Consider the following 25,502-nt stretch of genomic DNA (forward strand, 5'->3'; position numbering starts at 1 on the left):
ATGTTTGCAATAGTTTCTCACAGACAAGGGAAGGATGCTATACAACATACCCGAATGAGACAATTCAAAGGTAAAAGACATAAAAAAAACTTGAAGCATCTATCCAGACGCTTCAAGTTTTTTTATTCAGGCTATAACGACTTGCCTTGATAAAATTAAGGCTGTGCTTTTTGTAAATATTTTTGCTGATATTTCTCAGTCAAACGTGATTGCTTGGTACTGGTATCAACTGCCCTTCCTTGAATATACACTTGCTCAACTTGTGTTGTGGTCTCCAAGGGATCGCCATTGGTGATAAAGAAATTCGCCAACTTCCCTGATTCCAATGAACCCAGTTTATCGGCAACACCAAGTATTTGGGCCGGGTACAAAGTAATTGCCTTTAAGGCTTCTTTTGCATCCAAACCAAACGTTGCTGCGACAGCGGCCTCGTACGGCAAATTACGCTCGTTGGGAGCATCGTCATCGGTACCAGCACGGGCGATGCAAAATTGCACGCCTGCCTGTGCTAGTTTGGCTGCTACGGTGTAATAAGCATCGTAATCAGCCCCGCGACGCATTGGCAATTTATGAATGCCGGTCACAATCACTGGCACCTGCTGCTGCTTTAAGAGATCCCCTAACACTGGGGCATCAGCACCGCCAACGATGACGGCTTTCAATTGATAGCGTTTAGCGAAATTTAAAGCGAAGCGAATCTGATTCACATCCTGCGCATGAAAAAATACCAGACGTTTTCCTGCAATTGCAGGCAACATCGCTTCCCAACGCACATCAATCTTCGTACCATCATTTTGCGCACGCGCTTCACGATAAGCGATTGCAGAATCAAATGCCTCTTCCAGCATTTTTAGACGCTGCGCGCTCGCTTTGCGGATTTCTTCTAAGCGCGCATCAAATGGTGCGGGAAATAACTCAGGATTGAAGCGTAAATTGGGTAAGCTGATATGCAAACCCACCTCTGATTGCACCGACATTTCTTCCCACGTCCAACCATCTAGCTGAATCAATGCTGAAGTGCCGTTAATTAATCCCGCTGGCGAATTAGGCACAGACAAAGTCGCCAATACCCCATTTGCTCTTGCCGTCGTGATTAATTCAGAATCAGGATTAACCGCAACTAATGCACGTGCATTAGGATTAATTGCACCGGCTTCCGCATAATCCAACGTGGCACGAACGGATTGCACTTCAGCCAAACCCATCACGGTGTTCGCAGCAATCATTCCTGGGTAGATATGCTTACCACTGACATCAATTACTTTCGCATTTGCCGGAATCGCGAACTGCGATCCTAAAGCCACAATGCGTCCTTTATCAACCAACATATTGCCATTGGCGATGGATTCCCCACTTACCGTATGCAATGTCGCGCCCTTAAATAGCAGAGGCGTTTTCTGGGCCGCAGCCGGAACATTATCTGAGGCTTGCGCAGCTCCGCCAGCGCTCAAGAATAAAAAAACACTAGCGCCAAAAACTTTGGTCAAACGACGAGTCAGTGAAGTTTTCTTCATCATATTTTTTGTTTGTAGAGTTAATTTGGAAGAGTATATTTTTTCTAAGTGATTCATTACTCTGCTCCTGTACATTCATGCTCTTCAGCACCCACCCAATAACCCGTACGGTGCTTGCTAAGCATGTGCATCCAATGTTGCAATTCCAAATAGGCGCGATTTGCTTCAAGCATTTCAGCCGCAGTTTTCGGCGCACTGACTTTTTCTGAAACAGCATCTTTTGCACGGTTCGTAGGCGCTGCCTGCGGCGTACGTGAAGCAATCACACTCGCAGCAATACGTTGACGCTCTTCTTGCGTTTGTTGACGCAAGCGTGCATCACTTGACAAGTCAAAGTACCGGCGACCATCAATCCAAGTTTGCTCAGCCCGACTAAACGTCGACAAGGGACTGGTATTCCAAATCACAAAGTCAGCATCTTTACCAATCTCTAATGACCCAGTTCTATCATCAATCTGCAATTGTTTTGCAGGATTTAAGGTCACGAATTTCAAGGCTTCTGTTTCAGACAAACCACCATACTTGACTGCTTTTGCAGCTTCGGTATTGAGGTGACGCGCTAACTCATCGCTATCAGAATTAAAACTCGTGACGACACCCGCTTTATGCATCAATGCACCATTAAATGGCACTGAATCACTCACTTCCATTTTGTAGCCCCACCAATCAGAAAATGTGGAACCGCCAGCGCCAAGTGCAGCGATTTCATCAGCAACTTTATAGCCTTCCATCACATGCTGGAAAGTACCGACCAATAAGTTAAATTCTTTCGCCACACGTGCAAACATCAAAATTTCATCTTGACGATAGGAATGAATATGGATCATGCGTTTACGATCCAGCAATTCAACCAAAGTATCCATTTGCAAATCGCGACGAGGCTCCACCATCGTTGATGGTGATTTACGCCATGCCTCACGTTCCGCTTCGTATTCACGTGCGGCTAAGAATCCGCTACGCAATATTTGCTCAACGCCCATACGTGTTTGCGGATAACGTCCAGTCGCATCATTACCCCAGTTCGATTGTTTAACATTTTCGCCAAGCGCAAATTTAATCCCGGGGAAAGCGCCGTCCAATTTCAATCCTTCGGCATCAGATCCCCAACGCATTTTGATCACTTGATTTTGTCCGCCAATCGTATTGGCAGAGCCATGTAAGACATTCGCAGTGGTCACACCACCAGCTAATTGACGATAAATATTGATGCTACTTGCGTCGATGACATCGCCAACTCGAACTTCTGCGGTAATCGAGCTACTACCTTCATTAACACCTTGCATCATCGCAGTATGAGAATGTGCATCAATAATGCCTGGACTAATATGCTTGCCGCTTGCATCAATGATTTCTGCATTTGCAGGGGCTTTCAAATCCTTACCAATTGCACTGATTTTGCCGTTAAGGACTAGCATATCGCTTTGCTCCAATTTGCCAGCTTTTCCACTGGTCCAGATGGTTGCATTTTTGAGCAAAATCGCAGCTGGACGTTCAGGTGCGTTTATCGCATAAGGACCTGCTGGATAAAGTTGGTTCCATACCGCTGCTGGCTTTTCTACTTTTGCTGGCGTGGTATCGGCGGCGACAGCTTTTGCCCGTGTTGCGCTCCAGCTGACTGCCTTGCCCTGCCCTTGCTGAATAGTACCCGTCAAACTATCGCCACGTCCTTCAGCAATAATCGCCGTATCTGCATAACGCGCTAATAGCTGATTATCACGCAAATTAAGGTCAACATTCACGCCATCGATATTCAGCATCGGTTTCGCAGCGACGCCTGTGATGTTCCAAACTTGGGCCTTGCCGCCGGCGTTGACATTCCAGCTACCGCGTAACTCGAAACGATTATAGTGTTCCGTCACAAAAGGCTTGCCATCAACAAAGGTAATCTCAATATTCGCTTTGTCATCGCTAAACATATCACCACTGGTCACCACAATATTAGCGAGATGACCTGGTGTTAAGCTACCGAGTCGTTTTTGTTCACCCAATAATTTCGCGGGCGTGGTCGTCAAACCTGCTAAGGCTTGCTCTACACTTAAACCTCGACGAATTGCCTGACGCAGACGATTCCAGAAATCTTTCTTCGGATCTTTTAAGCCTGCCGACGTAATCGCAAACTCGACACCAGCTTTATCTAACATCGCCAAATTTGCCGGAGCTTGTTCCCAATGCTGCATTGCCTCTAAGGAGGTATCCAGCAACATATCTGGGTTATCAACCTCAGGTGCGTTTGGAAACAGCAGTGGAACGATGACTGGCATACCACCGGTTTTTAAATGCTGAGTACGACGATATTCATAGCCATTGCCTTGCAAAATCACGCGCAATTTAAATTCATCACGAATTTTCGCCACGCGTTGATAAGCTTGCTCATTATCTGTCGCATAAATGATCGGCTGACGACCAGCGAGAACAGGCTTCAACGCGTCTAAAGATTCATTCAGTTGCGGACGCTCTTGTTTTAATTTGCTGTCTGTCGCACGTTGATACCATTGTGCGTCATAAAAAGTTTGTCTTACTTGGGCGATCACCCCCATCAGTGAACCGGGATAACCAACACCACGTCCGAACTCAAGTTCGTTTGCCAAATGTTGTGCAACGCGTGCATTCAGCACCACGGATTTTGCATTGTCGCTGCCATTCAAGTTTAGCAAAGCACTTTGACCGCGAAAAATACCCGCGCCGGGCGCCGCTAAAACAGTGGTAAAACCTAATTCGCGTACAGCCTTAATCTCATCAGCACGCAGTTCTAATTGATTAGCCACATCTTGCTCGGGTCGAACCCGAAAATTTTCACTCGCTAAAGCGCGGCTGTTTAACACGCGTTGTGCTGGAGGGCGTGCAGCGGCGCCAGGTCCAGACAAAACAGGGGCCGGCAATAAACCTGCTGGCACACCCACTGTACTCGCCATATCAATAAAACCTGGGTATACCGTACGTCCGTCTAATTTCCAAACCTTTGCACCTGTTGGAACAGGAAGATTTGCGCCAGCCGCAACAATCACACCATCGCGCAACACCAGAGTTCCGTTCTCAATCACTTTTCCAGGTGCAACGACCAATCGCGCTCCGGTCAAGGCATGCCAACGAGGATTACTTTCGCGTAGTCCTTCTACTCTGGCGGTTGCGATCTGTGCACTGGCACAAACCGATGCCAAACTGAGTGCACTAAAAATTACAGCTGAAACAGGCTTTAGTCGCCAACAAACTTGCATATCGTCTCCTCAAATGGAAGCAAAATCACCGCGTCCATCAAGCTCAGTGCAATGATGGGCACATCATGTTATAAATCATTAATGAAAATTTCTTGCTGGAGTGGATTAAAGAACAAAGGCACCGATCCACTTTGATTTTCTCTACGTAAGAAATGATCACGAAGTGGCTTTGGACATGAAAACAGGGAATAAATTCCCTGTTTTCAACATACATCACGTAGAAAATTGGTCTGATTGTATGCTGGCAATGCAGCGGCAGGAACTGTCAAACGAGCTAACTGACAAAATACAACATCACTCGCACTTAGTCGTTGACAACAATACTTCGCGGTACTCGGAAGGTGTCATTCCAACGGTGGACTTAAACATTCTTGAAAAAGCACTGTGGTCTTGATAGCCACAGGTCGCAGCAATATCGGTAATACTACGTTGGCGATCAACCAGCATTCCCGTTGCTGCATCCAACTTTACTTTAATCATAAATTGGCGCGGTGTCAGCGAGAAAATTTTATGGAAATAGCGTTCAATTTGCGCCACTGATAAATTGGTAATTTGCTCCAACTCGACCATCGGCACAGTTTCGCCGAAGTGCGTGTGAATATGTCGAACCGCCGCGGCAATTCGGTGATACACAGGATGCCGTTGATCAGGCATTCCTAAATCGCGAGAAGTGCCACACAACCCAATGATCTGATGATCTTTGTCGCGCAATGCGATTTTATTGCTTAGACACCAGCCCGGATCACGATCGGGATACAGATGCAATTCAAGCTGATCCTTTACATCGTAGCCCTTGTGTAAAACCAACTCATCTTGTTCGCGATAAGTTTCTGCCAAAGAGGCAGGAAATACCTCGTCAGCTGTTCGCCCAATCAATTGTTCCTTGTCTTTAAAGCCGCAACGCGTGACCAAAGTTTGATTTACCACCACATAACGTCCTTGTATGTCTTTCACAAAGAACACCAGATCTGGCATCGCATCAAATAGCGGCTCCACAAAGAACGCGTCAGCGATGCTGTTGGCTAGAAGCTGTTTGCCAGAGTTCTCAATCAAACTCAATTTAGTTCGCATAGTATTTTGTAACATAAGTAAAAACCAAATTAATATAAATGCTGCATATAGAACATATATCAGCTTTAATAAAAGAATATCGCAAACCAAATAATTATTTAAATTTCAACTTATATTATCCTAAATAAATCCAATTGAGTAGCTTGTTTGCAACAAAATTCTCCGAATTGAAACAATTCTGCACATATTTATGATGACGAGACCTCTACACAACCGTCGCGAGCGGTTGAAGTTTAGATCGAGAAGCGTAACCGTGCTGGAGCGCAGCGACGCATAGTCAAATTCGCAGATTCAAACTTCGGCCATGCTTTAGCTTGTGCAGATATCTCATGACTAAATGCATCACTAAATGATTAAAACTTAGTCAACATAGACTTAACAAAGCGAACAAGACAGAGATTATCTCAAAAAAATCATTTCGACATTTTATAAATATATTAGGTGAATGTTGCACTGTTGTTGTGCGCAATCAAGATCAAAAACCGTCAATTTGAATATCCGACAAAGCATAAAAAAAGCACTGTCGCTTTTTTTGTATGAAAAAAAGGCCAAAATTCAAAAGAAAATTGAGGAAAATTGGGCTAATAACTTATAATCCAATGATAAATTTCACAACAGTCATTGTATGCAATCAACTAAAGTCTCAACACCTGCCAAAATGCGTGCTGCCGATATCGCTTATGTTGCGATTGAAAACATGATCGTGACCCTGCAACTCAAACCAGGTGCACCGATCGTCGAATCAGAATTAATTGATATCACCGGATTAGGACGAACACCATTACGTGAAGCTTTAATGCGTATGTCGTCGAATGGATTAATCGTACAGTTGCCTCGACGTGGATTGATCGTCAAAGATATTGAAGCAGCTGAACATGTCACTTTGATTGAAACGCGCCGAGTCATAGAAAAACTCATCGCCAGCAGCGCTGCCAGACGCGCCACACCCCAATTGCGTGAAAGTATTTTGGCGTGTGGAGCGCAAATGGTGGTTGCGGCTCACAATGGTAAATTGGATGAGTTTATGGCCGCAGATATGGCTTTAGATCATGTTGTACATGAAGCCTGTCGCAACCCTTCCGCAGTTGCAGCAGTCATTCCTTTAATTATTAAATGCCGTCGATTCTGGTACGCTTATCAACACGAAGGTGATATGCACGAAGCGGCGCGCTGTCACATGTTATTAGCACAAGGCATCGCCGATGGTAACGAAGAAGCTGCTGCAAAAGGCGCAGATAACTTAATGGATTACTTGGAATCGTACACACGCAAAGTGATTAATGGTTAAGTTCCTTGTGTTATGTTATGTTATGTCGTGTTGTGCTGAGCTGAGCTGAACTGACACCGGCAAGACACAAATCTAAAAACAAAAAAGCTGCACAAGTTTTTATCTTGTGCAGCTTTTTTATTGAACAAAATTTTATTGAGTGAAAAATTATCTGAAAAAATCTCTTAAAAAGAATCTCTTAATATCTTTAAACGGGAGAGAAATTTTCTCGAACATATTTAAGGGCGCAGCTTTGCCAATGGATCACCCTTACGCCATGTTGGTTTCTCTTTCGCATTCGCGATTTCGTAGCCAAGTTCAAAGGTAAATTGCGTTTGCTGTTGCATTCCGCTCAAATCCCAACTGGCATCATAACGATCACGCGGCGTATGGTAATCATTTTTAAAGTGCTTCATCTTTTTTGCGGATTGATCAGGCTCGTGCTGATAATGAAAATGACCGTCGCCAGAAAACACCGCTGACCCCACATTAAATGCTGGGATGCCGACCCGCGCAAAACTGAAATGATCGGCACGATAAAATGCTCCACCTAAATCCAGCACAGGGGGGGCAATTGCCAAACCCATTTTTTTCGCGACTTTCACAGCGCTATCATAGAGTGTACTGCGCTCGCTGCCGGCAATTCCTATGTCCTTCGTTTTGCCAACAAAGTTCATGCTGTCTAAATTCAAATCCGCGATGGTATTCGCCAACGGCCATGCAGGTTCACGCACATAAGCTAAACTCCCCAGCAAATACTGCTCTTCTGCAGCTGGCCATAAAAATATCTGAGTTCGCTTAGCTGGTCGCTTCACTGCCTCTTGTGCCATCGCCAATAAAGCCGCAGTTCCGCTCGCATTATCAATCGCACCGTTCCAAATCTGTGCTGGTTTTCCCGGTTCTTCCACCATCCCCAAGTGATCCCAGTGTGAGGAATAAATGACGGCTTCATGCTTCAAACTTGGATCGCTACCTGGCACCATACCCATGACATTAAATTGTTCAACACGACGCACCTTGCTCTGCACATTGACCTGAATCTGCGCCTGCAATGCAATGGGGCTAAAATCGCAGCGCTCAGCCGCTGCTTTCAAAGCATCTAACTCGAATCCTGCAACTTTAAAGAATGCTCTGGCGCTGTCCTCTCGCCACCAGCCCTCAACTGCATTACCTGCGCCAGCTAAATTGAATCGCTCATGACTAAAACTGGTTTGTGGCACATTCCATCCATATGCAGCAGATTCCGTTGTATGCAAAATTAAAATGCCCGCTGCACCTTGACGTTTCGCCTCTTCAAACTTATATGTCCAACGACCATAATAAGTCATTGCTTTGCCTGCAAAACGATGTGGTTCTTCTTTTGTTGGCTGTGGATCGTTAGCCAACATGATCAAGAATTTACCGCGTAAATCTTGTCCTTTGTAGTCATCCCATTGTTCTTCTGGTGCACGTACACCATAACCAACAAATACCAGCGCGGCATTCACACTGTTCTCTGTCTTTCCGTTGGTTGCACTAAGCAAAACGTCGGCACCAAGCTCTGGCGAAATCGTTTGTCCTGCAACAGAAAGTTGAACCTGACTGGAAGGCAAGGTCTGAGAACCGACCAAATTAACCGCTTGTCGGTAGGGAGACTTTTGCTGAGGGTACATCGGCTGCAAACCAATCAGTTTTGCCTGCGTTTCGAGATAGGCGACGGTCAGATCACCACCTCGTTGACCAGTGCCGCGTCCTTCTAGTAAATCATCAGCTAAGAATGCCAAATGGGCACGTAATACGGGTTCTTTGACGACAGGCGCTTGCAGAACTTGCGCCTGTGCAGAACATACAAATGAAGCTAACAACAACCCAATCAACACACGCATAAACCATCCCTCATTTTTATTTATATTTAGTGAATATTTTTTATCGCCGACTTCGGCAAACGTTTTACATTGACGAGAGCGCTGGCCAAAAGCCAACGCTTAAAGCGAATCATTTTGTAATTAGTATGTCCGCCTTCAGTTCGTGGCTTTAATAGCTGTAAAAGACCACCCTCAGTAACTCCCATTGCACGTTGCTCTGGAATTTTCCCATACTGAAAACCAAGCGCCTCAATTTCATGTTTTTCTAATTTGGGCTCGACAATACGCTCGATGTCGGTGATCGGAATCCAAACTGTGCGCGCAATTAGATAAAAACGAATTTGCCGTCCATCAAAACTATAATACTTGCCATGCCAATGCATCAGCGCTGAGCTATAGGCTTCACGTTTGATGAACGAAAACAAACTAATGATTTCTCGTGGAAACAATCGGCCCCAAATCATGCTAACCAGTAGCAAACCGATGGGACCATAGCCGGATCTCATTCTTTCGAATCCATGCCATGCGAGATAAGAAATACCGACGCTAAAGATTACTTTAGACAGAAATCGCAAAAATCTATTTTCTTCCATGAGTGGTCATCAGAAATGAAAGTAAAAACGCGGAAAATGAAGCGAAATGATGCGAATTGTGCTGATGCAGAGTCACTGAAATCTATAAACTTATTCTTCTTCGTCCTCAAGCGCATCTTCCATCATGCCAGTATCAACGCTCTTACCTTGCCCCAACAAAACAGGAGGAACATAAGTCGCCAATAAATGCTCGCGACTTGCTGGTGTTTCTAAGCTGACGCGGCCTAAAGCACCACTGCGATAATCGAGCAGCAAAGTGTGTGCGGCTTTTTCAAAATCCCAATCGCCACCTTTTAAACGGTAGGCGCGTTTTTTTGCGACCGCTTCAATCACACTTACGGCATCGATACCTTCGGTTGAGAAACCATAACGGGTCGATAAAAACTGTGGATAGCGTTGTAGTAAAAGCTCAGCCAGAAATGTTGCAACCTCTTCCTCGATCAAGGCATTCACACCAATCGCATGGCTTGCCGCCAACATCAAACCATCTGTCGGATGCTGGATCTTCGGCCACAACATACCTGGCGTATCGGTCAAAATCATATTTTTACCGAGATATAAGCGTTGCTGAACTTTCGTCACAGCAGGCTCATCACCCACATTCGCAACACGTTTTTTCAACAGAGCATTCATCAAAGTCGATTTACCGACGTTAGGAATCCCCATAATCATCATGCGCAAAGGCTTAGTCGGCACACCACGATGTGGCGCCATTTCCAAAGCATAACCGGGAACCTTGGCGACATCAGCAGGCTTTTTGCAACTCATTGCAACTGCTTTCACGCCTTTTTGTGCATTATAAAATTCCAACCATGCTTTCGTCGCATGGGGATCAGCGAGATCACTTTTGTTTAAAATTTTCAGACAAGGACGCTGACGAAAGGTCCGTAATTGCTCAACCATTGGGTTGCAGCTTGCTTGTGGGATACGGGCATCCAAAACTTCGATCACCAGATCGGTGTTTTCCATAGTCTCGGCCGCTTTTTTGCGTGCCGCATTCATATGACCGGGGAACCATTGTATAGACATACTTTTTCTTCTTTTGCGAAAATAACTTAAAGCGCTATTTTACGGACTTGCAGACATGCGCATCGAATTAGTTTGCAGTTTTCGATCAATTTCCACGCGTTTCTCGCCAAAATATCTTCTTTTGATCTGAATTCACTGAAATACTTAGTGAAACGCTGAGCACATCCACAATATTTAAGCTAATGATTTAAATAATTATTTTTGCAATTGTTCAATTTTTTGGTCAACAAATGCTTGTAACTCCGAGCTTAAACCGGATTGTAATTTAGCTTGTTTATAGGCATCAACAGCATCTTGGTTCGCGCCATCGGCTTGCAACGAGATACCCAAGCCCATCCACCAAACAGCATTTTGACTATGCTTTTTCAGCGCTTGACGATATAACTGTATCGCCTCTTTATGATGTCCAGTTTTTTGCTGAAGTGCCGCTAAAAAAGCCAGATAATCAGCTCGATCCTGCGCGAGCCCCTGATTTTTTTGTAAAACCTCAATGGCTTCATTGAGCTTGGCACGCTCAACCAATAGTCTCGCCAAAATCATAGAAAAATTTAATTGCCCAGGTTCATTCACTAATCCCAGTTTTAACTCGCGAATCGCATCGTCATGTCGTTTTGCTTCCAACAACAATGAGATTTTTAGTTGTCGTGCTGCGTTGTGCATAGGATCAGATTTTAATGCGTTATCCAAAACCTGAATTGCTTCGTTAACGCGACCTTGCTGTTGATACACGGTTGCTTGTCGATATTCCCCCTCCGCACGCTGCTGGGCTGACACTTCTTTCACCATCACATTTGAAGTGGCGATCGGTGTTGTCGACTTTACTGCGTCCTCCAATGATTTATTGGTCGCAGCGGATGTTGATTGCTTCAGTGTTTTTTGCTGATCAAGCTCAGAGTTTTTTGCTGCTATTGGCGCCTTGTTCAACTGCGTTGAGGAGGTCTGCAATGGTGTATCGTTCAAAGCTGCGTTACTAGCTTGATTGGTTCTTTTACCTTGATCGCCACGCATGCTGATGTCGTCAATCGCAGCTAATTGTGCAGAATCAACTTGCGTAGTCAATTTCAAATTCAGTCCTAATTCATTCATGACAGGACTCTGAGCATCTTGCACCTTTACTGGAATCGAGGCTGCGGGCGACGCTGTCGATATAGGAGCAACGAGCAAGGCATGCTCTTTGCTCACCGCCGGCAAGGGATTAGGTTGAAAAATGGTTTTAGAAAAAAACTTATCGTAGATAAGAAATGCAATCAATAAAAAACCAAGCCCTAAAAAAATCAGGCGCCAATATTTGCTGTTGTTTCGTACGGGTACATGGCTACCGAATTGTGCATAACGCGCGCCTGACTGTGCAGTTTCAGCTTCGCCGCGTTTTTCCAAATCTTGCAACATTTGATTGATAAGACTCATATCAAACTCATACCCCTAGTGTCCAAAATGTCCAAAGTGTTCGACCGAAGCCTGCAATCAATGAAACACCGACGAGTATCATGAGGCTAGCGAAGGTTAGACGAGAAGACAGACGTTTAAATCCTGGCGCAGCTTCGGTATCACGAATTGCGGCAATGACTTGCTGAACGCCCACATCTGGACGTCCTTCACCATAACTAAGCATCATTGCTTTGTTCGCTAAGATGTTCAACATACGCGGAACACCGGCACTCGCGACCCACAGTGCAAAGATGGCCGTGCGCGAAAACAAGCGTATTTGACTAAAGCCGGCAATCCTTAGCCGATGTTGTATATAAAAACTCGTTTCATCGAGATTTAGTGGCCGTAGACGATAGTGAAAGCTAATCCTTTGTGCCAATTGACGAATCTCATTGCGAGCCAGTCGCTTATCTAATTCAGGCTGACCAAATAAAACAATTTGCAGCAATTTTCGCTTTTCAGTTTCTAAATTGCTGAGCAAACGAATCGCCTCCAAAGTTTCCATTGGCAGTGCTTGCGCTTCATCTATGCATAGCAGAACCCGCTTACCATTTTTTGCAAGCTCCAACAAATGTAAGTTGATTGCTTTTAATACTTGATGTTGTTCGCATTCCTTTTCTTGCGGAATTCCCAAGTCGTCAGCTAACACCAGCAATAGAGTTCGGGGTTCCAAAAAAGGATTAGGAATATATGCCGTCACAAAATCGCCACCTAAGGTTTTTAGAAACTGCCGGCATAACAAAGTCTTACCGGTGCCGACTTCGCCTGTGATTTTTATAAAACCTTCGCCATTTTGTGCTGCGACCAATAAGGTATTAAGCGCTTCTAAATGGCTACCAAAAGAAAAGAAAAAACTGGTATCAGGCGTGATTCCGAATGGCGTTTCGTGCAAACCGAAATGCGATTTGTAGGTACTCATTCTGACCATGAAAACCTCTCCATAGAGATGAGCTGAGCTGATTGCATGATATTGCTTGCACGCATAATAAGCAGCCATCGAATCTCATGCTTGAATCGATCAGCAGTGTTCACTGGATTTTCTTTTCTAAACGCGTGCGCGGGGTCATTTCTTCAATTCTTTTCTGACTCTCCAATAAATCTTTTTCCCAAGCGGCATCGCTTTCCACAATCGTTGGACGAATCAAAATCACTAATTCACGCTTTTGAGAAATTTGATTGGTGTTTCTGAATAAGCCACCTAGTAAAGGTACTTCACCAGCACCAGGAATTTGAGAACGGTCATCGGAATTTGATTGGCGCATCAAACCACCAATTGCGACGATGCGCCCATTTTGTCCACGCACAATACTATCTGTTTCCGATACCACACTGGAAGCCAATGGTAAAACGACAGATCCCGCGCTACCAGCGTTCACCGTTTTTTCAATGGTCGTCACTTTGCTCACCGACGGATGAACGTGCAAAATAATATTGCCCTCATCATCAATCTGCGGTGTCACATCAAGCGCCACACCAGAGAAAAATGGTTGCACTTCGACACTGACTGTTGGAGCCGTATTGCCACCTGTGCTAACGACGCCTGGTGTGGTCTTTAAACTGGTGACAAAAAACTCATCTTTACCAACTTTCAGTACGGCTTTCTGATTATTCAATGTGGCAATACGCGGACTGGACAGCACATGTACGCTACCTTGCGATTCTAAAAATGATAGTAAGGCTGAAAAATTGGCAGTCTGAAATGCTAATCCAAAGAGCGATCCCGCTGCGCGAGACGCTGCACCTAAATTCAAACCAGTAATCGTGTCGATTCCAGTTCCGTCAGTCGTCAATCGCGTCGTGCTCAAGGTCGTACCCGGCGTCAAGAAACCAATCGACGCTGCACTATTTGGTGAAGATTTAAGCGAAGCAAACGACGCCCAATTGATCCCAGTTTGATATTGATCGTTCAATTCAACTTCCAAAATCTTTGCTTCCAAAATCACTTGTCGATCAACCGATAACTGTGTCGCCTTTAAATAAGCAGCGATGTTCCGAATCTCGTCAGACATCGCCCGCACCACCACCACGCCGGATTGTGGATTGATCACTACTTGGCGACCGTCCTGTCCGCTTCCAGCCAAAATATCTAAGGAAGCTTTCAACTCTGACCAAAAATCATTATTCGATGTCGTATTAATCTTGCTGGAGGTGACTGACTGGCTACTGCCACCAGTCGGCGCACCACCTGGTGTATTTGCTTGCCCTGTCGATGAACTACCTGTCGAATTTCCAGTCAATACCGCATCGGCCACCGAACCAGAGGTCACACGAATATCAGAACTACCTTTTCGTACTGACGCTAAATAGTTGATTTGAAAAACCCTAGTCTGCAAAGTCAACGGTTTAACGTAAATACGACTACCCTCAACTTTATATTCGTAACCATATAATTCACGAATCGCATCAAGCGCTTCAAACAAAGTCACATCTTTCAAGTTGGCAGAAATATTGCCTGTCACTTCAGGATGCACCAACATATTGTAGGGCGTGCCTGCGACGATGCCCATGAAAAATTGAGATGCTGGTGCATTGCTAAAGCTGAGATTAAAACGCTCCTCTAAAGGTTTCCGCACTGGGGGTAAATCAACATTCAGTGGCGGCAACAAAGATGCGGCCACGGCATCTGGCTCTGCCGCTTTCACATTGGCTGCTGTCGCCTTACTCATTTCACTTTTGATCAAGTCATAGGTTTCTTGACGTGAAGGTGGCATCGCACAAGCAGCGAGCAAACCTAATAGCAAAATTGATAGCCCTATTTTTTTCATGTTTAAGCCTTCTTGGTCCAACTTAATTTTGGTGTTTCTTCTCATTTGATGATGTTATTGAAGACGAGCTCATAATTAGCCAGTCTCGAACTCACCACTTACTTCAACTTCGCGCTTCCTTGACTTGGTTTTTTTCGCAAGTCAGGATGCAAACTTAAAGTCTGTAATTGCTTACCTCGTCTCAATACAACTTCCGACTCGGTCATTCTGATTAATGTCTGATCCCCAAATTTGGCGTTCAACTTCACCGCTTGTCCATCAATAATCGCTATTTTACGATTTGCCGAAATCAAGATTGACTGCAATACCGGGCCAACTTCCTGCTCTGTACCTCCACCCGGATTCAAGATACTTGCTGGCGGTCTGGTAGGATCAGGCAAATTTTGCGAAATTTGCGGCTCTGCCCCAGCATATAAATTGATGCTAGCGAACAATAGACATAATCCGAACATCGGAGCGATTACAAATTGAGCCATTTTTTCTCCAGACTCAAAGTAAATATTTGCAGACTCAAACTTGCTTTTGGATATTCAAGCACATTCAAGCTCCCACGGCTCCAATAAACTTGTTCAGGCATCGCTTCCAGTTCTTTTATATAAGCCAACATGTCGAGGTAATTCCCTTCTAATACCAATTCAACTTCATGCTTATAAATACTAAGTTCATCTGTATTAAGCGTGCCAATTTTGCTGCCTGAACTTGAAGGCAAAACTTGATTAGCCGTTGAAACTGTATTCGTAGCCGCCTCGATTGCACTAGCGCTAGCATTCGCTGCGCTATCTGAAGTTTTTGCAACATCGAATAAGTTCACAACTGGAAAACTCTTTAGCGAAATTAATTGCAAGCGTTTGTTCCGCTTCAAAATATTTTGCAATAGCGTGTCCATTTTATCTGGCGCAACCAAGTTCTTTTGCAAGTTCGATAGATCGCTGTCCATTAATCGCAAGCGAGCCTTTGCCTCATTTAATCTGGCTTTTATTTCTGCATCTGGATCGCCTCGCATAGCACCAGAAAGTTGCGCGAGCTCCTCTTGCAAAACACCCATCTGCATTTGATGTGTATGCTGCTGAGTCTTCAATGTCTTCTGCAACTTTAGTTGCGGTTCAATCAAAAAAGTAAAACCAATCATCAGAACACCGACACTGCATAGCACGAATAAAATCGCGCGCTCTCGCATCGACAAAATATCTATTTTGCGCAAAAAACTTAACCATATTTTTTTCATTGTGGTTTTGCTCCTGCGGTTTTTTCTTTATCAGCTTTGTCAGCCATGCCTGATGAATGCAACTGAAACTCTAAATACGGTGCTGGCTCTGGCATTTTTTTCGGATCTGCCGCGCTGATTGCTGCTGGGACAGGCAATAGCGGTCTCTCCATGTGTAAGGTCGAAAAAGTCTTACCTCGCATAATTGGCTCACGCTTTAATTGCGTGACATACAGCGGCACTAATTCAGCTTGCAAGGTGCGTCCATGCAAAATTAAATCGTATCCCGCACCTTCCAAGGTCAAGCCGGTCAACCATAAATTAGCCGGAACCTGACGTGCAAAAGCACTTAAGTAGGTCGAATAGCCATCTGTGTTACCAAACTGACTGTTTTGCAAAATCTGTGCAATTTGATGACGTCGGAGTAAGGACGCTTCTATTAATGTTAATTCTTGGGCTAAAGCTGGATTTTGAATTTTAGCGGCACGAGCTTCGCGCAATGCATTCACTTGATTTGTGATTGAAGTCAGCTTTAAGGACGCTTGTTCGGAGGCACTTCTCGCTTGTGTCACCTGCGAACGTAAATAGACAAAACTGATCGCAATCACACACAAACTGAACGCGAATAAAATCAACAAATTAACAGCCGAAAAATGGTCTTTTCGCTTTAATAAGGCGGGGTTAAAAAGATTAATCTGCTGGCTCATGCTGTGCCTGCCTCTTGACGTAAAGCCGCACCAATCACAGACAAAAATACCCGCTGACGTTCAGCCGATTTTAATTCTGGAATTTTATCGATATTGACCAATTGGGCCAGGTCGAGTATCTCCACTGGCAAGTACATATTACTCGACAAATATTGCTGCAAAAAAGTCGCGGCCTCACCTAATGGCGCAACGACGAGCTTTGCGGTTGTGATGTAATTATGTTGCCGATCAAAATGATCTAAGGATCTTTGCAGCTCTAGCGAAATACGTTCGAAACTCGCATCTCGCTCTTGTAAATTTTGAGAGTCTAAATCTTTCGTGCTGATATCAAGGCGACGAGACAGATATAGCTCACCACCATAAGTCACCGTTAACAAACCACCCTGCGCATCAAACGACAACATCGCCAAACCACGTCCTTCGATTTCTAAGCGCGCAGAAATATTTCGTTGTGCCATCTCTGGAACATCAATTAAACGCAATGGCAGTTTTGCATTCACAAATAAATTTTGATTGGCAATTAACTGTTGATTTGCGGCGACAATAACGATCAATGACTGATTTCGTCCACCATTATGAATATCACCAGGAACGGTCAATACGTCGAAACTGGCTGATTCGATTGGATAGTCAATTAATTCTTTTAAACGCCAAATCAAGGCATTTTTCAATTCATCTGCAGGAACGTTTAAGGCATCAATGGCGAACCATTGATATTCATTGGAATTTAATTGCAATAAACATTGCTTTTGCTTCGCGGGTGTTTCACGTGCAAGACGCTCCAATAACACTGGCCACGCTTGATCTGACTTTGGATAAAACGATAAAAATTCCACGGCAGGTAAGCCGCCGGTCTGAAAACGCACAGAGGCGGCATAAAGACCGTCGTTACCTAAACGAATCGCCATGACATCGGCGTTTTTCTTGTTTTTTGAGAATAATCCCATGCTTGAGCCCAGTTCAGCAATATTGCTTGACGTTAAGATAATATGAGCTTGTTGTCAATCATTGCCCCTTGTTTTGTTGCCGGATTGATGATGTCTGGCGTTTCTGTCCGATTCGAACTGCGTATTCTTGACATACCGATTTTTACTGCCCTGTTATCGCTACCAGATCACACCAATTCTCAATGCACTTCTCTTGTATAAATAAATTGATTTGACTTTTTATAAGCCCCAAATTTCACTTTCCCTGTTGGATTAACCGCGGTCGCCCCGCCTCGCCATGGAAATTTCAACCAATTACTTACGGGAATGTCCATATCCAGAAATCCACTATTACCTAATCCTGGTTTAGAAAATTTTAATTGACTCTGACCAGCAACCAGTTTTCCGGTCGCGCTCACAGTCGCCAAAGTTTCGCCCGCACTTAATTTGTTAGTTGCCGTTTCTGGACTATAAAAAATCAGGCCGCTACCAGAAGTCGGTGCTATTACGGTGGTGCAACTATCATCACTATTTCTTCTCCACTGATCACCAATTCGATACTCAGCAAAAAAAGGCACGGGCAAATCCAACATTTCAGAACCATAGGCACTCTGCAATTTCAATCGACCATAGCGTTGCCTGCTACTGCCAAGCAATGTCGCGGCTCCGGCACTGACTTCACCATCACTAGGCGCTGCAGAAATATTGATCAAAGTTTCATTTGCCAATGCCGTTGGCCGAGATATTTGATGTTTTGCCGTTACTGCGACGACGCCACTCAGCCATGTGCCAGTCGGCGCAGTAGCACTTGCGCTAAGCTCAGCCCCAAGGGGTGGGCCAACAGGTACACCACCAATACTGAATGAATAATTTGCATACACTGCTGGATTAAATTTAGCATAAGTGCTGGTGTAATTCTGCGTGGTCGCATTCGAACTATTTTGTGCCGTCATCGTGAAGTTGGTGAAAAATCCATCTTGTCCAAAATAACTGAACGGCATTGACAAAGTACATGCTTCAACCACGGTATTGCTGCTGATCAAAAAGTGATCTGGCATAAATCGACCAAAGTGATTGGTCGCAGCAGAGTTCGAAAACTTACAACCGTACTTACCACCGACAAGAGTGTTAGAGGTGTCGTCAGTACAATCACTGTTTGCGACATCAGCAGAGCCTGAAGTGCTGACAAAAGTATCGTCATAGACCGCCTGCGGTCTCAGTCTGAAATAACCCACTTCATCATATTGAAATGCGTTGCCGGTTGCATCATTTCCAGTTGATGGATCTGCCGCTTCAGTAAATACACCAGATAAGTTGCCCGTACCAGGCGCTGGTCGACCACCGTTAAGCACCGAAGGAACGTTGGGCCATTGCAGCAAGCTTGGATCAATCTTTGGAATCCCATCATAGCCTTTGACTCCTGTATTTGCAGTCAAAACAAAATTAGCACCAGCGGCGATGACAGGGGTACTGGTCGTACTATTTCCTGCATTGTCCGCATTGGCGTTCGATGTAACGCTGTTAAACTGTGTAGGACGCACCGAAAAACTATCGGACGAACAGCCACTTACCGGAGCGGAACCGCCACTCTCTCTGACGCGACATGCTAAATTTTTGTATGCATCGGGTAGCAACATATTCGCAGCTATGGTTTTTCTGCCGCTATCTCCGGCGACAAAACTTAAATTCTGCGAAATAATCGGCGTTGCAGCCGCACATGACGCAGCGGCAGATTTATCATACAGTTCAACCACAACATTACCTGCATACGAACTAGCAAGTGCTCCAGACGACTGCAAAGCTAATACATCAAATCGAAATCCTGTATTTACCAACTTCGTATAAAGTGGATTGCGGTTCGTCGCAGTCACTGGATTTTGATAGGTCGCACCGGTTTCCATACATTCAAAGTCAGCAACACAAGGTGTATTCGCGATGACGATCTGGCAGCTCGCCTGTAGTACGCCCCCAACAACGCAACGGGTTCCATTAAGAGGAAGTTTGCTCAACCCGCTGGCAAACATCGTATATGTTCCTGCCGATGCTGCATTCGCTTGCAAGACTAAATTGGCGATGCTATTGGCAGACCCCAAGGTGAAGCTGGCTGGTGTCCAGCTTGTACCCGCCGCTGCTGGAGAAAAAGAAATCCCACCTGTCAGCGTACCGGTATTGACAATGTTCAGCGCGGGACACGGTACGATTGCCGAAGTACAGGCCAGCACTTCAATAGGTTCAGGGCATAAAGTTGCATTCCCATCATGCCTGATCTCAATGTGATCGTATTCTGGTACGACAGTTGATCCAATCACAAAGTCATAGCTAAAGGTGTACACACCAGGCGCGGTAAAATCATAGGCTATGCCTATCCCTGTATCTTGCAAAGTCGTCGTAATCGTATTGCTCAATGCGCCAGTTTGTTGAACGGAGCAATTCGGAGAGCCATTGGCGAAAAATGTACTCCAACCTGCTGCGCAGTAACTGCTAAATGTGCTCACAGAACTACCACCTGGTGGTGGAGTGGGCGGTGCTCGCTCACGAAACGATTCAACAATGGTCCCAGACGATGGCAAGGCCGTACTTGTAGGGCAAGGATTGCCACCACCCAAACTGGAGTAGGTTCCAACGATTCTATATGTGCCAGCCACATTCACACCACAGCCACTATCGCTACCACCTAGATAGGTATCGAACACATGATAATAACGAACTGGATTTGATGCACTGACCGCGTACGTCGCGGGAATAGTCAAGGTCACTTCCGCAGTTAAGAAATCAAATGGCGTCGTGTACTTCCACAGAATAGATACTTGCGGACCATTTGTAATTCCCAACAAATTCGTTGCTCGTTGTTGTATGCCCGGAACTGCCGGATTTGCGGGAAGCGCGGCTGAAATACTATAGCTGTTGTACATGCCGCCACTTGGATTAAATGTGCTGACGGTATGTGACGGTCCATATAGCCGCCCATTCGCACGAATAAAAACACCGTTATCCAAGCTATTGAGATTCGTTTGCGGTAAGGCAGTCGGGCTATACACTTGCCCGGTATTATTTAGGCGCCGAACTTGGATTTTGCTTGATCTGTCTATGTAGAAATGCAACCCATTAGTCGCACTAGTACCACCCGTGCTATTAAATTCTATGGTTGTTTGTGCATTCACCACCTGAAAAGGGAAACCGCAAAACGCAAGCAGCAATGTCAAAAACAAGGCGTAACCGCACCTAAAATCCAGCTTCAGTAATTGATCTTGCACGTGCTTACTCATTTTCAAACCTAATAAAAATAATTCGCTATCATTCAAAATAAATACAGACCAGCCTGTAACCAAAACGACTTACTAGCATGGAGGATCTGTCGCCAAACCCGTAAGGCCGACTCGACACGTACTAATACTGGCTGAAATCTGGCGTTCAACAAAATCACTTGAGGGAGCTGTACCCGAGCTTCCTGTTGATGTAATTTGATACACGCGTATCGTATTTTCGCCTTCCGTTTGCGTTGTCAATTGGCAATCGACAGTCACATTAAATCCACTCAAAGCGCCACCAAATGTTGGTACTGCCATACCCGCTGTGCAGCCATTAAAAATAGTGTTCACTACCGCCGCATTCTCTGGCGTCAATATCGCAAAAGTTGCGGCCTCTATTCCGGCCTTGGCCGCCTGATATGCGAGTACACCACGCACATCTTGATTCGCAATCGTACGTTGTGTAGTGTAAATCGACAGCATAAAAATTCCCAAGGCCGCCAAAATCAGCAACAAAAAAATGGCAGACACCAAAGAAAATCCTCGCGCAGCCGAATCATGTACTGGGGACGCTCTAGGCGAATTGATGACAGATTTATGGCACATTACTAATGTTCACATCCTGATAAAGATTGACCGACTCACCTGCTCTTATCAATCCTAGTCTAATCGACAAAACCGCACTACGTTCTGTCACGCCGCTGGCATAATTAAAACTACAGCTTGCTATATTTTCCGCCAACAAAGGTTCGGTGGTGCCCGGTGCTAAGACTGGGCAAGTCGCTAGCGCTGGCGTAATTGCGTAGTTTGACACACGATACAAGCGACCAGTTCCATTGCCATTGGGATCGGTTCCCGCACCTTGGCAAACAAAGGTCACAGCAGGACTGCTTCCTGACAAAACAAAAAACCGTTTAGCGGGTGACTCAATTGGATTTTGGATTGGAGAACTCAAGCGAATTGTACTTGCTGTCGACCCAGCATCAACAATACCGCGATAACTGGGATCATAAGCATTTGCCCCGGGAATTCCTAAGTTATAAACCACAATAAAGTCATCTTTTTGCGGAACAGAACTCAGCGGTCCTATCACATCAAATAAGCTCCCTGATGTGCTATCGAATTGCATTATATTGCCAGGTTCGTCCGACCGATAACGTCCACCGTCCTTGGTCATCAAGAATTCAATACAATTAGTCGTGCTAGCTTGACGTACACTATTTGGCAGCGCTAAATGTAAGTCACGAGACATCCGCCGGATTGCGGAATTTGCACTTTCAGTCAACTCTGCACGTCGGCTCAAGTCGCGATATTGCTCAATTGGGCGACTGATGAAGCTTGCCGCTACCACAGCCAAAATACCCGTGATCACAATTACGATCACGGCCTCAACCAAGGTAAAACCACGCTGAAAGATCAATTGAGTATTAGTCATATTATGGAATCGCTCTGGGCGCATAACGGTAACGATAGCCAGTTAAACTCACACTCAAACCGTCAACACTCACAGTGACATCAATACGAATGCGATCACCACCCAATTCTTCGGTTTCAAATATTTTCGCCGTATAAGTTTCTAGGCCAACTATGGCTTGCCCTTGAATATCTTTTATCGCATCTGCGGGATTCATTTCAAAGTTGTGATAATCGCCCACATTATCAAATCGAGGCGAACCATAGCGTGTTTCACCTGCAGTAGGTGTCAAACCCTGCGCACCACTTGCACATCCAGCTGGACTATTTGCCGTCATCGCATTCGCATCATCAGGATCACAATACGTAAATGCCTGCAACTGCACCTCTTCTAAAAGAGATTCTGCTAATGCGAGCGCTTGTTTTTCTCGCAGAGGATCAGTGCTGGCAACACTGGTTAAGTTCATGATGCGCGTCACGCCAATCACAGCCACACTAACAATTAAAATAAATAAAATCAGCTCGACCAAAGTCACGCCAGCTTGTCTGGAACCAGAGCTTCGCAAATGGAAAATTCGTAGACTAGTGTACATAGCCAGTTTCCGCCTCAACACGAATTGTGCCAACCGCTATCGTTCCATTTTGAAAAAGCGTCAACTCCTTCGCAGTATTTGGATTAGGTTGTCCAAGTGCGTTAAAAGAGAAAAGAGTTGTGATGCCAAAATTCACATCGGCGGGCACCGCTCGGCGATACCAGATCTGCTCACCGGGAACCAAGACAGGTGCACCAGCATCGCTCTGGCAATTCACATTCACCTGCACATATGTCAAACAAATGACGCCATCTGCCTGGCTAAGCTGCACCCAAACTGGACGACGCTGGGCAATCGCGGTCTTTTGCGCATAGCGAATCATGTTCTGCGTTTGATCAAAAAAACCGCGGGCATCGAAATCAACCCGGTCAGAAAAACGAGGAAGCGCAATTGCCGACAAAATACCAAACACCACTAATACCAAGATTAACTCAACCATGGTGAAGCCTTGAATCGCACGGCGCTTAGCAAATGGCATGGGTGTTCGCATAAGAAGACAATCAATTCAAGCGAATAAAGAAGAGAAAAACAAGAAGAACACATCAAAAAACTTGATTTGTGCTTTTTAAGTTCAAGCAAATTGCGATAGCGAATTTTTCATTCGCTATCGGCATATTCAAACATCATAAAATTCAAGTAAAAAGTCTAAAAAATCTATCAAGCCCTTATACCATTCATTTAAGCTCAAAAAATCAAAGTGTCATCCCTATGTAAGCAGGTATCCAGTGTCTTTAGGCTTTACGCCACTGAATTCCGGCCTACGCGGGAATGACGATACACAGAACCAGACCTAAAACAGCCTAACTATTAAGCGCAGTTTACCGCTGTTAAGCCTGTACCGTTATAAGTTGGAGGCGAACCGGCCGCAGCAGGTACTGTGTAAGTGACCGCGCAGTTAGGATGATTCGCATCTGATGAAACTCGAAATACAGTTGCTGAAGTCACTGTCAACACGAAGTCTGGTGTAGCTAATCCTGCTGCGACAGGAATTCCAGTTAACGCAGTTGTTGGATATCCATTAACCATCGGCACGGTAGCGCCTTCCATGATCACAGAAGTATTAGCTGCTAATTGCTGTGTTAATTGAATGGAATGGGCTAAGGCAGCACCTGATTTCAAAGATGCTAAAGCGCCATTCATTTTAGCGATACGCGCTTCCGTTTGAAGTGCCGCAAATCGAGGTAACGCGTAGGCTGAAAGCAAGGCCAAAATAGTGATCACGACGATCAATTCAATTAAAGTAAAACCAGCTTGTTTCTGTTTCATCACAATTCCAATCAATTAAGTTACACATTTAAATTTCACAACGAAGCGCATCTATTAGCATTGTAGTTATCTTCACATCTCTTTGCATCTCTTTGCATCGATAAAGCACTTACTAATTTGCATCATAACAAATATTCAGACGCAAGCCTTGCGATATACCGCAAACCTGCCGAAAAAACACATTAACGACTATTTTTGCAAGGCGACCCGACCAAGATCCCAAATCGGCAAAAAGATTCCTAGTGCCAGAATCAAGACCATCACACCCAAAGAAACAATCAAAATTGGTTCGATGTTTGCCGACAAGTTTTTCAATTCATATTCAACTTCGCCTTCATACATCAAAGCAATTTCATCCATTAACTCGTCTAGAGCACCCGTTTCTTCACCAACAGCGATCATTTGCAAAACTACAGGTGTGAATACCCCGCTCGCAGAAGCTGTACGCAGAATACTCTCGCCGCGCTCTACTCCCTCTCGCATTTGATCGACATGACTGGCGATATAAGTATTATCAACGGTACTAGAAACGACCGTCAGTGCCTGCACAATTGGTACTCCGCTTTTACTAGATAGTGCAAAACTGCGCGCAAAGCGCGCCAGTGTCGCTTTTAAAACGATGCGTCCAAAAATTGGAAACTGCAAAATCTGCCTATCCCACCAAAAACGCCCGGCAACTGTGCCAATAAAATTTTTAAATGCGACAACGGCTGCCAAACTAATGCCAAAAAGAACCACCCAATAATCCACAAAAAACTCTGACATGCCGAGCAAAAAACGAGTCATGATCGGCAATTCTGCATTAAAACTGGCGAACACTTTGGCGAAAGCGGGAATCACAAAAATATTCACGATGACGATAGCCACTAGCATCACAATCATCACAAACATCGGATAACGCAGAGCGGTCTTCACGCGATTTCGCATGTCACGCTCAAATTCCATATGCTCAGATAAGCGTAGAAATATCATATCCAAGCGGCCAGTCATTTCTCCGACGCGCACCATGCTGATAAAAAACATGGAAAAAACCTTAGGATGTCGGCGCATCGCTGCAGATAATTCGCGGCCTGCATCTAAAGACTCTCTCAAGTCTTTAATAACACTACGAAATGCACGACTGACTGCGGACTCTTGCAATCCAGCCAAGCCACGCATAATCGGAACGCCAGCACGTATCAAGGTGTGCAACTGTCGGCTAAATAATTGAACATCTAAGGCTTGAACCTTTTTCTCCCAAAAACGCTGCCACCAATTAAGTTCTTGATTGCCAGAGGTATGCGTGGTTAATTCAATCTGCGTTGGAGACACGCCTATCCCAAACAATTGTTTGGCAACACCATCGGCATCCGCACTTTCCATCACGCCTTCGACTAATTCGCCACGCGGATTTCTCGCTTTATAAGCATAAAATGGCAT

At 44.9% G+C, this 25,502-nt stretch carries 21 protein-coding genes; 1 reads left to right on the forward strand and 20 read right to left on the reverse strand.

Annotated features, from left to right (window positions below):
- Positions 1–155 precede the first annotated feature (155 nt).
- From H8K33_RS05230 to H8K33_RS05240, 3 genes are all read right to left on the reverse strand, one after another.
- Positions 156–1,571, reverse strand: coding sequence for an amidohydrolase family protein (locus tag H8K33_RS05230; protein ID WP_222613301.1), 1,416 nt, complete (start codon positions 1,569–1,571; stop codon positions 156–158).
- Positions 1,571–4,729 carry an amidohydrolase family protein gene (locus tag H8K33_RS05235; protein ID WP_186889946.1) on the reverse strand — a complete coding sequence of 1,053 codons (3,159 nt, stop codon included), beginning with the start codon at positions 4,727–4,729 and terminating at the stop codon, positions 1,571–1,573. The genes H8K33_RS05230 and H8K33_RS05235 overlap by 1 nt, the downstream gene beginning before the upstream one ends.
- A 294-nt stretch (positions 4,730–5,023) precedes the next feature.
- Positions 5,024–5,815, reverse strand: coding sequence for an AraC family transcriptional regulator (locus H8K33_RS05240; protein ID WP_246443359.1), 792 nt, complete (start codon positions 5,813–5,815; stop codon positions 5,024–5,026).
- Between the two features lie 610 nt (positions 5,816–6,425).
- On the opposite strand from H8K33_RS05240, the gene H8K33_RS05245 reads away from it, so the two are divergent.
- Complete coding sequence (locus tag H8K33_RS05245; protein ID WP_186889947.1) at positions 6,426–7,088, forward strand: GntR family transcriptional regulator; 663 nt, start codon at positions 6,426–6,428, stop codon at positions 7,086–7,088.
- 218 nt (positions 7,089–7,306) lie between these two features.
- On the opposite strand, the gene H8K33_RS05250 is transcribed toward H8K33_RS05245, so the two are convergent.
- From H8K33_RS05250 to H8K33_RS05330, 17 genes are all read right to left on the reverse strand, one after another.
- Positions 7,307–8,932 carry a M28 family peptidase gene (locus H8K33_RS05250; RefSeq protein ID WP_186889948.1) on the reverse strand — a complete coding sequence of 542 codons (1,626 nt, stop codon included), beginning with the start codon at positions 8,930–8,932 and terminating at the stop codon, positions 7,307–7,309.
- Between the two features lie 26 nt (positions 8,933–8,958).
- Positions 8,959–9,417: a hypothetical protein gene (locus H8K33_RS05255; RefSeq protein ID WP_186889949.1), complete on the reverse strand. Its 459-nt coding sequence runs from the start codon at positions 9,415–9,417 to the stop codon at positions 8,959–8,961.
- Between the two features lie 177 nt (positions 9,418–9,594).
- Positions 9,595–10,533 (reverse strand): ribosome biogenesis GTPase YlqF, encoded by a 939-nt coding sequence (gene ylqF, locus H8K33_RS05260; protein ID WP_186889950.1) that lies wholly within the window; start codon positions 10,531–10,533, stop codon positions 9,595–9,597.
- Positions 10,534–10,728: 195 nt separating this feature from the next.
- Positions 10,729–11,940: a tetratricopeptide repeat protein gene (locus tag H8K33_RS05265; protein WP_186889951.1), complete on the reverse strand. Its 1,212-nt coding sequence runs from the start codon at positions 11,938–11,940 to the stop codon at positions 10,729–10,731.
- Between the two features lie 7 nt (positions 11,941–11,947).
- Complete coding sequence (locus tag H8K33_RS05270; RefSeq protein WP_281387275.1) at positions 11,948–12,889, reverse strand: ExeA family protein; 942 nt, start codon at positions 12,887–12,889, stop codon at positions 11,948–11,950.
- Between the two features lie 100 nt (positions 12,890–12,989).
- Positions 12,990–14,726, reverse strand: coding sequence for a pilus (MSHA type) biogenesis protein MshL (gene mshL, locus H8K33_RS05275; protein ID WP_186889952.1), 1,737 nt, complete (start codon positions 14,724–14,726; stop codon positions 12,990–12,992).
- A 98-nt stretch (positions 14,727–14,824) separates the two neighbouring features.
- Entirely contained in the window at positions 14,825–15,202 is a 378-nt protein-coding gene (locus H8K33_RS05280; RefSeq protein ID WP_246443362.1) for an MSHA biogenesis protein MshK, read from the reverse strand.
- Positions 15,187–15,951, reverse strand: a complete 765-nt coding sequence (locus H8K33_RS05285; protein ID WP_186889953.1) for a hypothetical protein — start codon at positions 15,949–15,951, stop codon at positions 15,187–15,189. Before H8K33_RS05285 ends, H8K33_RS05280 begins: the two co-directional genes overlap by 16 nt.
- Complete coding sequence (locus H8K33_RS05290) at positions 15,948–16,637, reverse strand: PilN domain-containing protein (RefSeq protein ID WP_186889954.1); 690 nt, start codon at positions 16,635–16,637, stop codon at positions 15,948–15,950. Before H8K33_RS05290 ends, H8K33_RS05285 begins: the two co-directional genes overlap by 4 nt.
- The gene (locus H8K33_RS05295) at positions 16,634–17,584 is read right to left on the reverse strand and encodes a type IV pilus biogenesis protein PilM (protein ID WP_186889955.1); all 951 of its coding nucleotides are present in this window, start codon (positions 17,582–17,584) and stop codon (positions 16,634–16,636) included. The genes H8K33_RS05290 and H8K33_RS05295 overlap by 4 nt, the downstream gene beginning before the upstream one ends.
- 179 nt (positions 17,585–17,763) lie before the next feature.
- On the reverse strand, positions 17,764–20,829 hold the full coding sequence (locus H8K33_RS05300) for a DUF6701 domain-containing protein (RefSeq protein WP_186889956.1): 3,066 nt from the start codon (positions 20,827–20,829) through the stop codon (positions 17,764–17,766).
- Between the two features lie 72 nt (positions 20,830–20,901).
- Positions 20,902–21,342, reverse strand: a complete 441-nt coding sequence (locus H8K33_RS05305) for a hypothetical protein (protein ID WP_186889957.1) — start codon at positions 21,340–21,342, stop codon at positions 20,902–20,904.
- Between the two features lie 64 nt (positions 21,343–21,406).
- Entirely contained in the window at positions 21,407–22,246 is an 840-nt protein-coding gene (locus tag H8K33_RS05310) for a PulJ/GspJ family protein (RefSeq protein ID WP_186889958.1), read from the reverse strand.
- A 1-nt stretch (position 22,247) separates the two neighbouring features.
- Positions 22,248–22,817: a type IV pilus modification PilV family protein gene (locus H8K33_RS05315; RefSeq protein WP_186889959.1), complete on the reverse strand. Its 570-nt coding sequence runs from the start codon at positions 22,815–22,817 to the stop codon at positions 22,248–22,250.
- Positions 22,807–23,295 carry a GspH/FimT family pseudopilin gene (locus H8K33_RS05320; protein WP_222613302.1) on the reverse strand — a complete coding sequence of 163 codons (489 nt, stop codon included), beginning with the start codon at positions 23,293–23,295 and terminating at the stop codon, positions 22,807–22,809. The genes H8K33_RS05315 and H8K33_RS05320 overlap by 11 nt, the downstream gene beginning before the upstream one ends.
- Positions 23,296–23,624: 329 nt before the next feature.
- On the reverse strand, positions 23,625–24,083 hold the full coding sequence (locus H8K33_RS05325) for a prepilin-type N-terminal cleavage/methylation domain-containing protein (protein ID WP_186889961.1): 459 nt from the start codon (positions 24,081–24,083) through the stop codon (positions 23,625–23,627).
- A 189-nt stretch (positions 24,084–24,272) separates the two neighbouring features.
- On the reverse strand, positions 24,273–25,502 hold the full coding sequence (locus H8K33_RS05330) for a type II secretion system F family protein (protein ID WP_186889962.1): 1,230 nt from the start codon (positions 25,500–25,502) through the stop codon (positions 24,273–24,275).

The sequence above is a fragment of the Affinundibacterium amnicola genome (genome assembly GCF_014284275.1).
Classification (GTDB): Bacteria; Pseudomonadota; Gammaproteobacteria; order Burkholderiales; family Burkholderiaceae_D; genus Undibacterium; species Undibacterium amnicola.

What these genes read in the sequence shown, in the direction of transcription:
- H8K33_RS05310 (WP_186889958.1), bottom strand. Translation starts at nt 22,246, where the DNA reads ATGACTAATACTCAATTGATCTTTCAGCGTGGTTTTACCTTGGTTGAG.
- H8K33_RS05280 (WP_246443362.1), bottom strand. Translation starts at nt 15,202, where the DNA reads ATGGCTCAATTTGTAATCGCTCCGATGTTCGGATTATGTCTATTGTTC.
- H8K33_RS05325 (WP_186889961.1), bottom strand. Translation starts at nt 24,083, where the DNA reads ATGAAACAGAAACAAGCTGGTTTTACTTTAATTGAATTGATCGTCGTG.
- H8K33_RS05255 (WP_186889949.1), bottom strand. Translation starts at nt 9,417, where the DNA reads ATGAGATCCGGCTATGGTCCCATCGGTTTGCTACTGGTTAGCATGATT.
- mshL (WP_186889952.1), bottom strand. Translation starts at nt 14,726, where the DNA reads ATGAAAAAAATAGGGCTATCAATTTTGCTATTAGGTTTGCTCGCTGCT.
- H8K33_RS05240 (WP_246443359.1), bottom strand. Translation starts at nt 5,815, where the DNA reads ATGTTACAAAATACTATGCGAACTAAATTGAGTTTGATTGAGAACTCT.
- ylqF (WP_186889950.1), bottom strand. Translation starts at nt 10,533, where the DNA reads ATGTCTATACAATGGTTCCCCGGTCATATGAATGCGGCACGCAAAAAA.
- H8K33_RS05295 (WP_186889955.1), bottom strand. Translation starts at nt 17,584, where the DNA reads ATGGGATTATTCTCAAAAAACAAGAAAAACGCCGATGTCATGGCGATT.
- H8K33_RS05250 (WP_186889948.1), bottom strand. Translation starts at nt 8,932, where the DNA reads ATGCGTGTGTTGATTGGGTTGTTGTTAGCTTCATTTGTATGTTCTGCA.
- H8K33_RS05320 (WP_222613302.1), bottom strand. Translation starts at nt 23,295, where the DNA reads ATGCCATTTGCTAAGCGCCGTGCGATTCAAGGCTTCACCATGGTTGAG.
- H8K33_RS05330 (WP_186889962.1), bottom strand. Translation starts at nt 25,502, where the DNA reads ATGCCATTTTATGCTTATAAAGCGAGAAATCCGCGTGGCGAATTAGTC.
- H8K33_RS05265 (WP_186889951.1), bottom strand. Translation starts at nt 11,940, where the DNA reads ATGAGTCTTATCAATCAAATGTTGCAAGATTTGGAAAAACGCGGCGAA.
- H8K33_RS05245 (WP_186889947.1), top strand. Translation starts at nt 6,426, where the DNA reads ATGCAATCAACTAAAGTCTCAACACCTGCCAAAATGCGTGCTGCCGAT.
- H8K33_RS05300 (WP_186889956.1), bottom strand. Translation starts at nt 20,829, where the DNA reads ATGAGTAAGCACGTGCAAGATCAATTACTGAAGCTGGATTTTAGGTGC.
- H8K33_RS05270 (WP_281387275.1), bottom strand. Translation starts at nt 12,889, where the DNA reads ATGGTCAGAATGAGTACCTACAAATCGCATTTCGGTTTGCACGAAACG.
- H8K33_RS05235 (WP_186889946.1), bottom strand. Translation starts at nt 4,729, where the DNA reads ATGCAAGTTTGTTGGCGACTAAAGCCTGTTTCAGCTGTAATTTTTAGT.
- H8K33_RS05290 (WP_186889954.1), bottom strand. Translation starts at nt 16,637, where the DNA reads ATGAGCCAGCAGATTAATCTTTTTAACCCCGCCTTATTAAAGCGAAAA.
- H8K33_RS05285 (WP_186889953.1), bottom strand. Translation starts at nt 15,951, where the DNA reads ATGAAAAAAATATGGTTAAGTTTTTTGCGCAAAATAGATATTTTGTCG.
- H8K33_RS05230 (WP_222613301.1), bottom strand. Translation starts at nt 1,571, where the DNA reads ATGAATCACTTAGAAAAAATATACTCTTCCAAATTAACTCTACAAACA.
- H8K33_RS05315 (WP_186889959.1), bottom strand. Translation starts at nt 22,817, where the DNA reads ATGTACACTAGTCTACGAATTTTCCATTTGCGAAGCTCTGGTTCCAGA.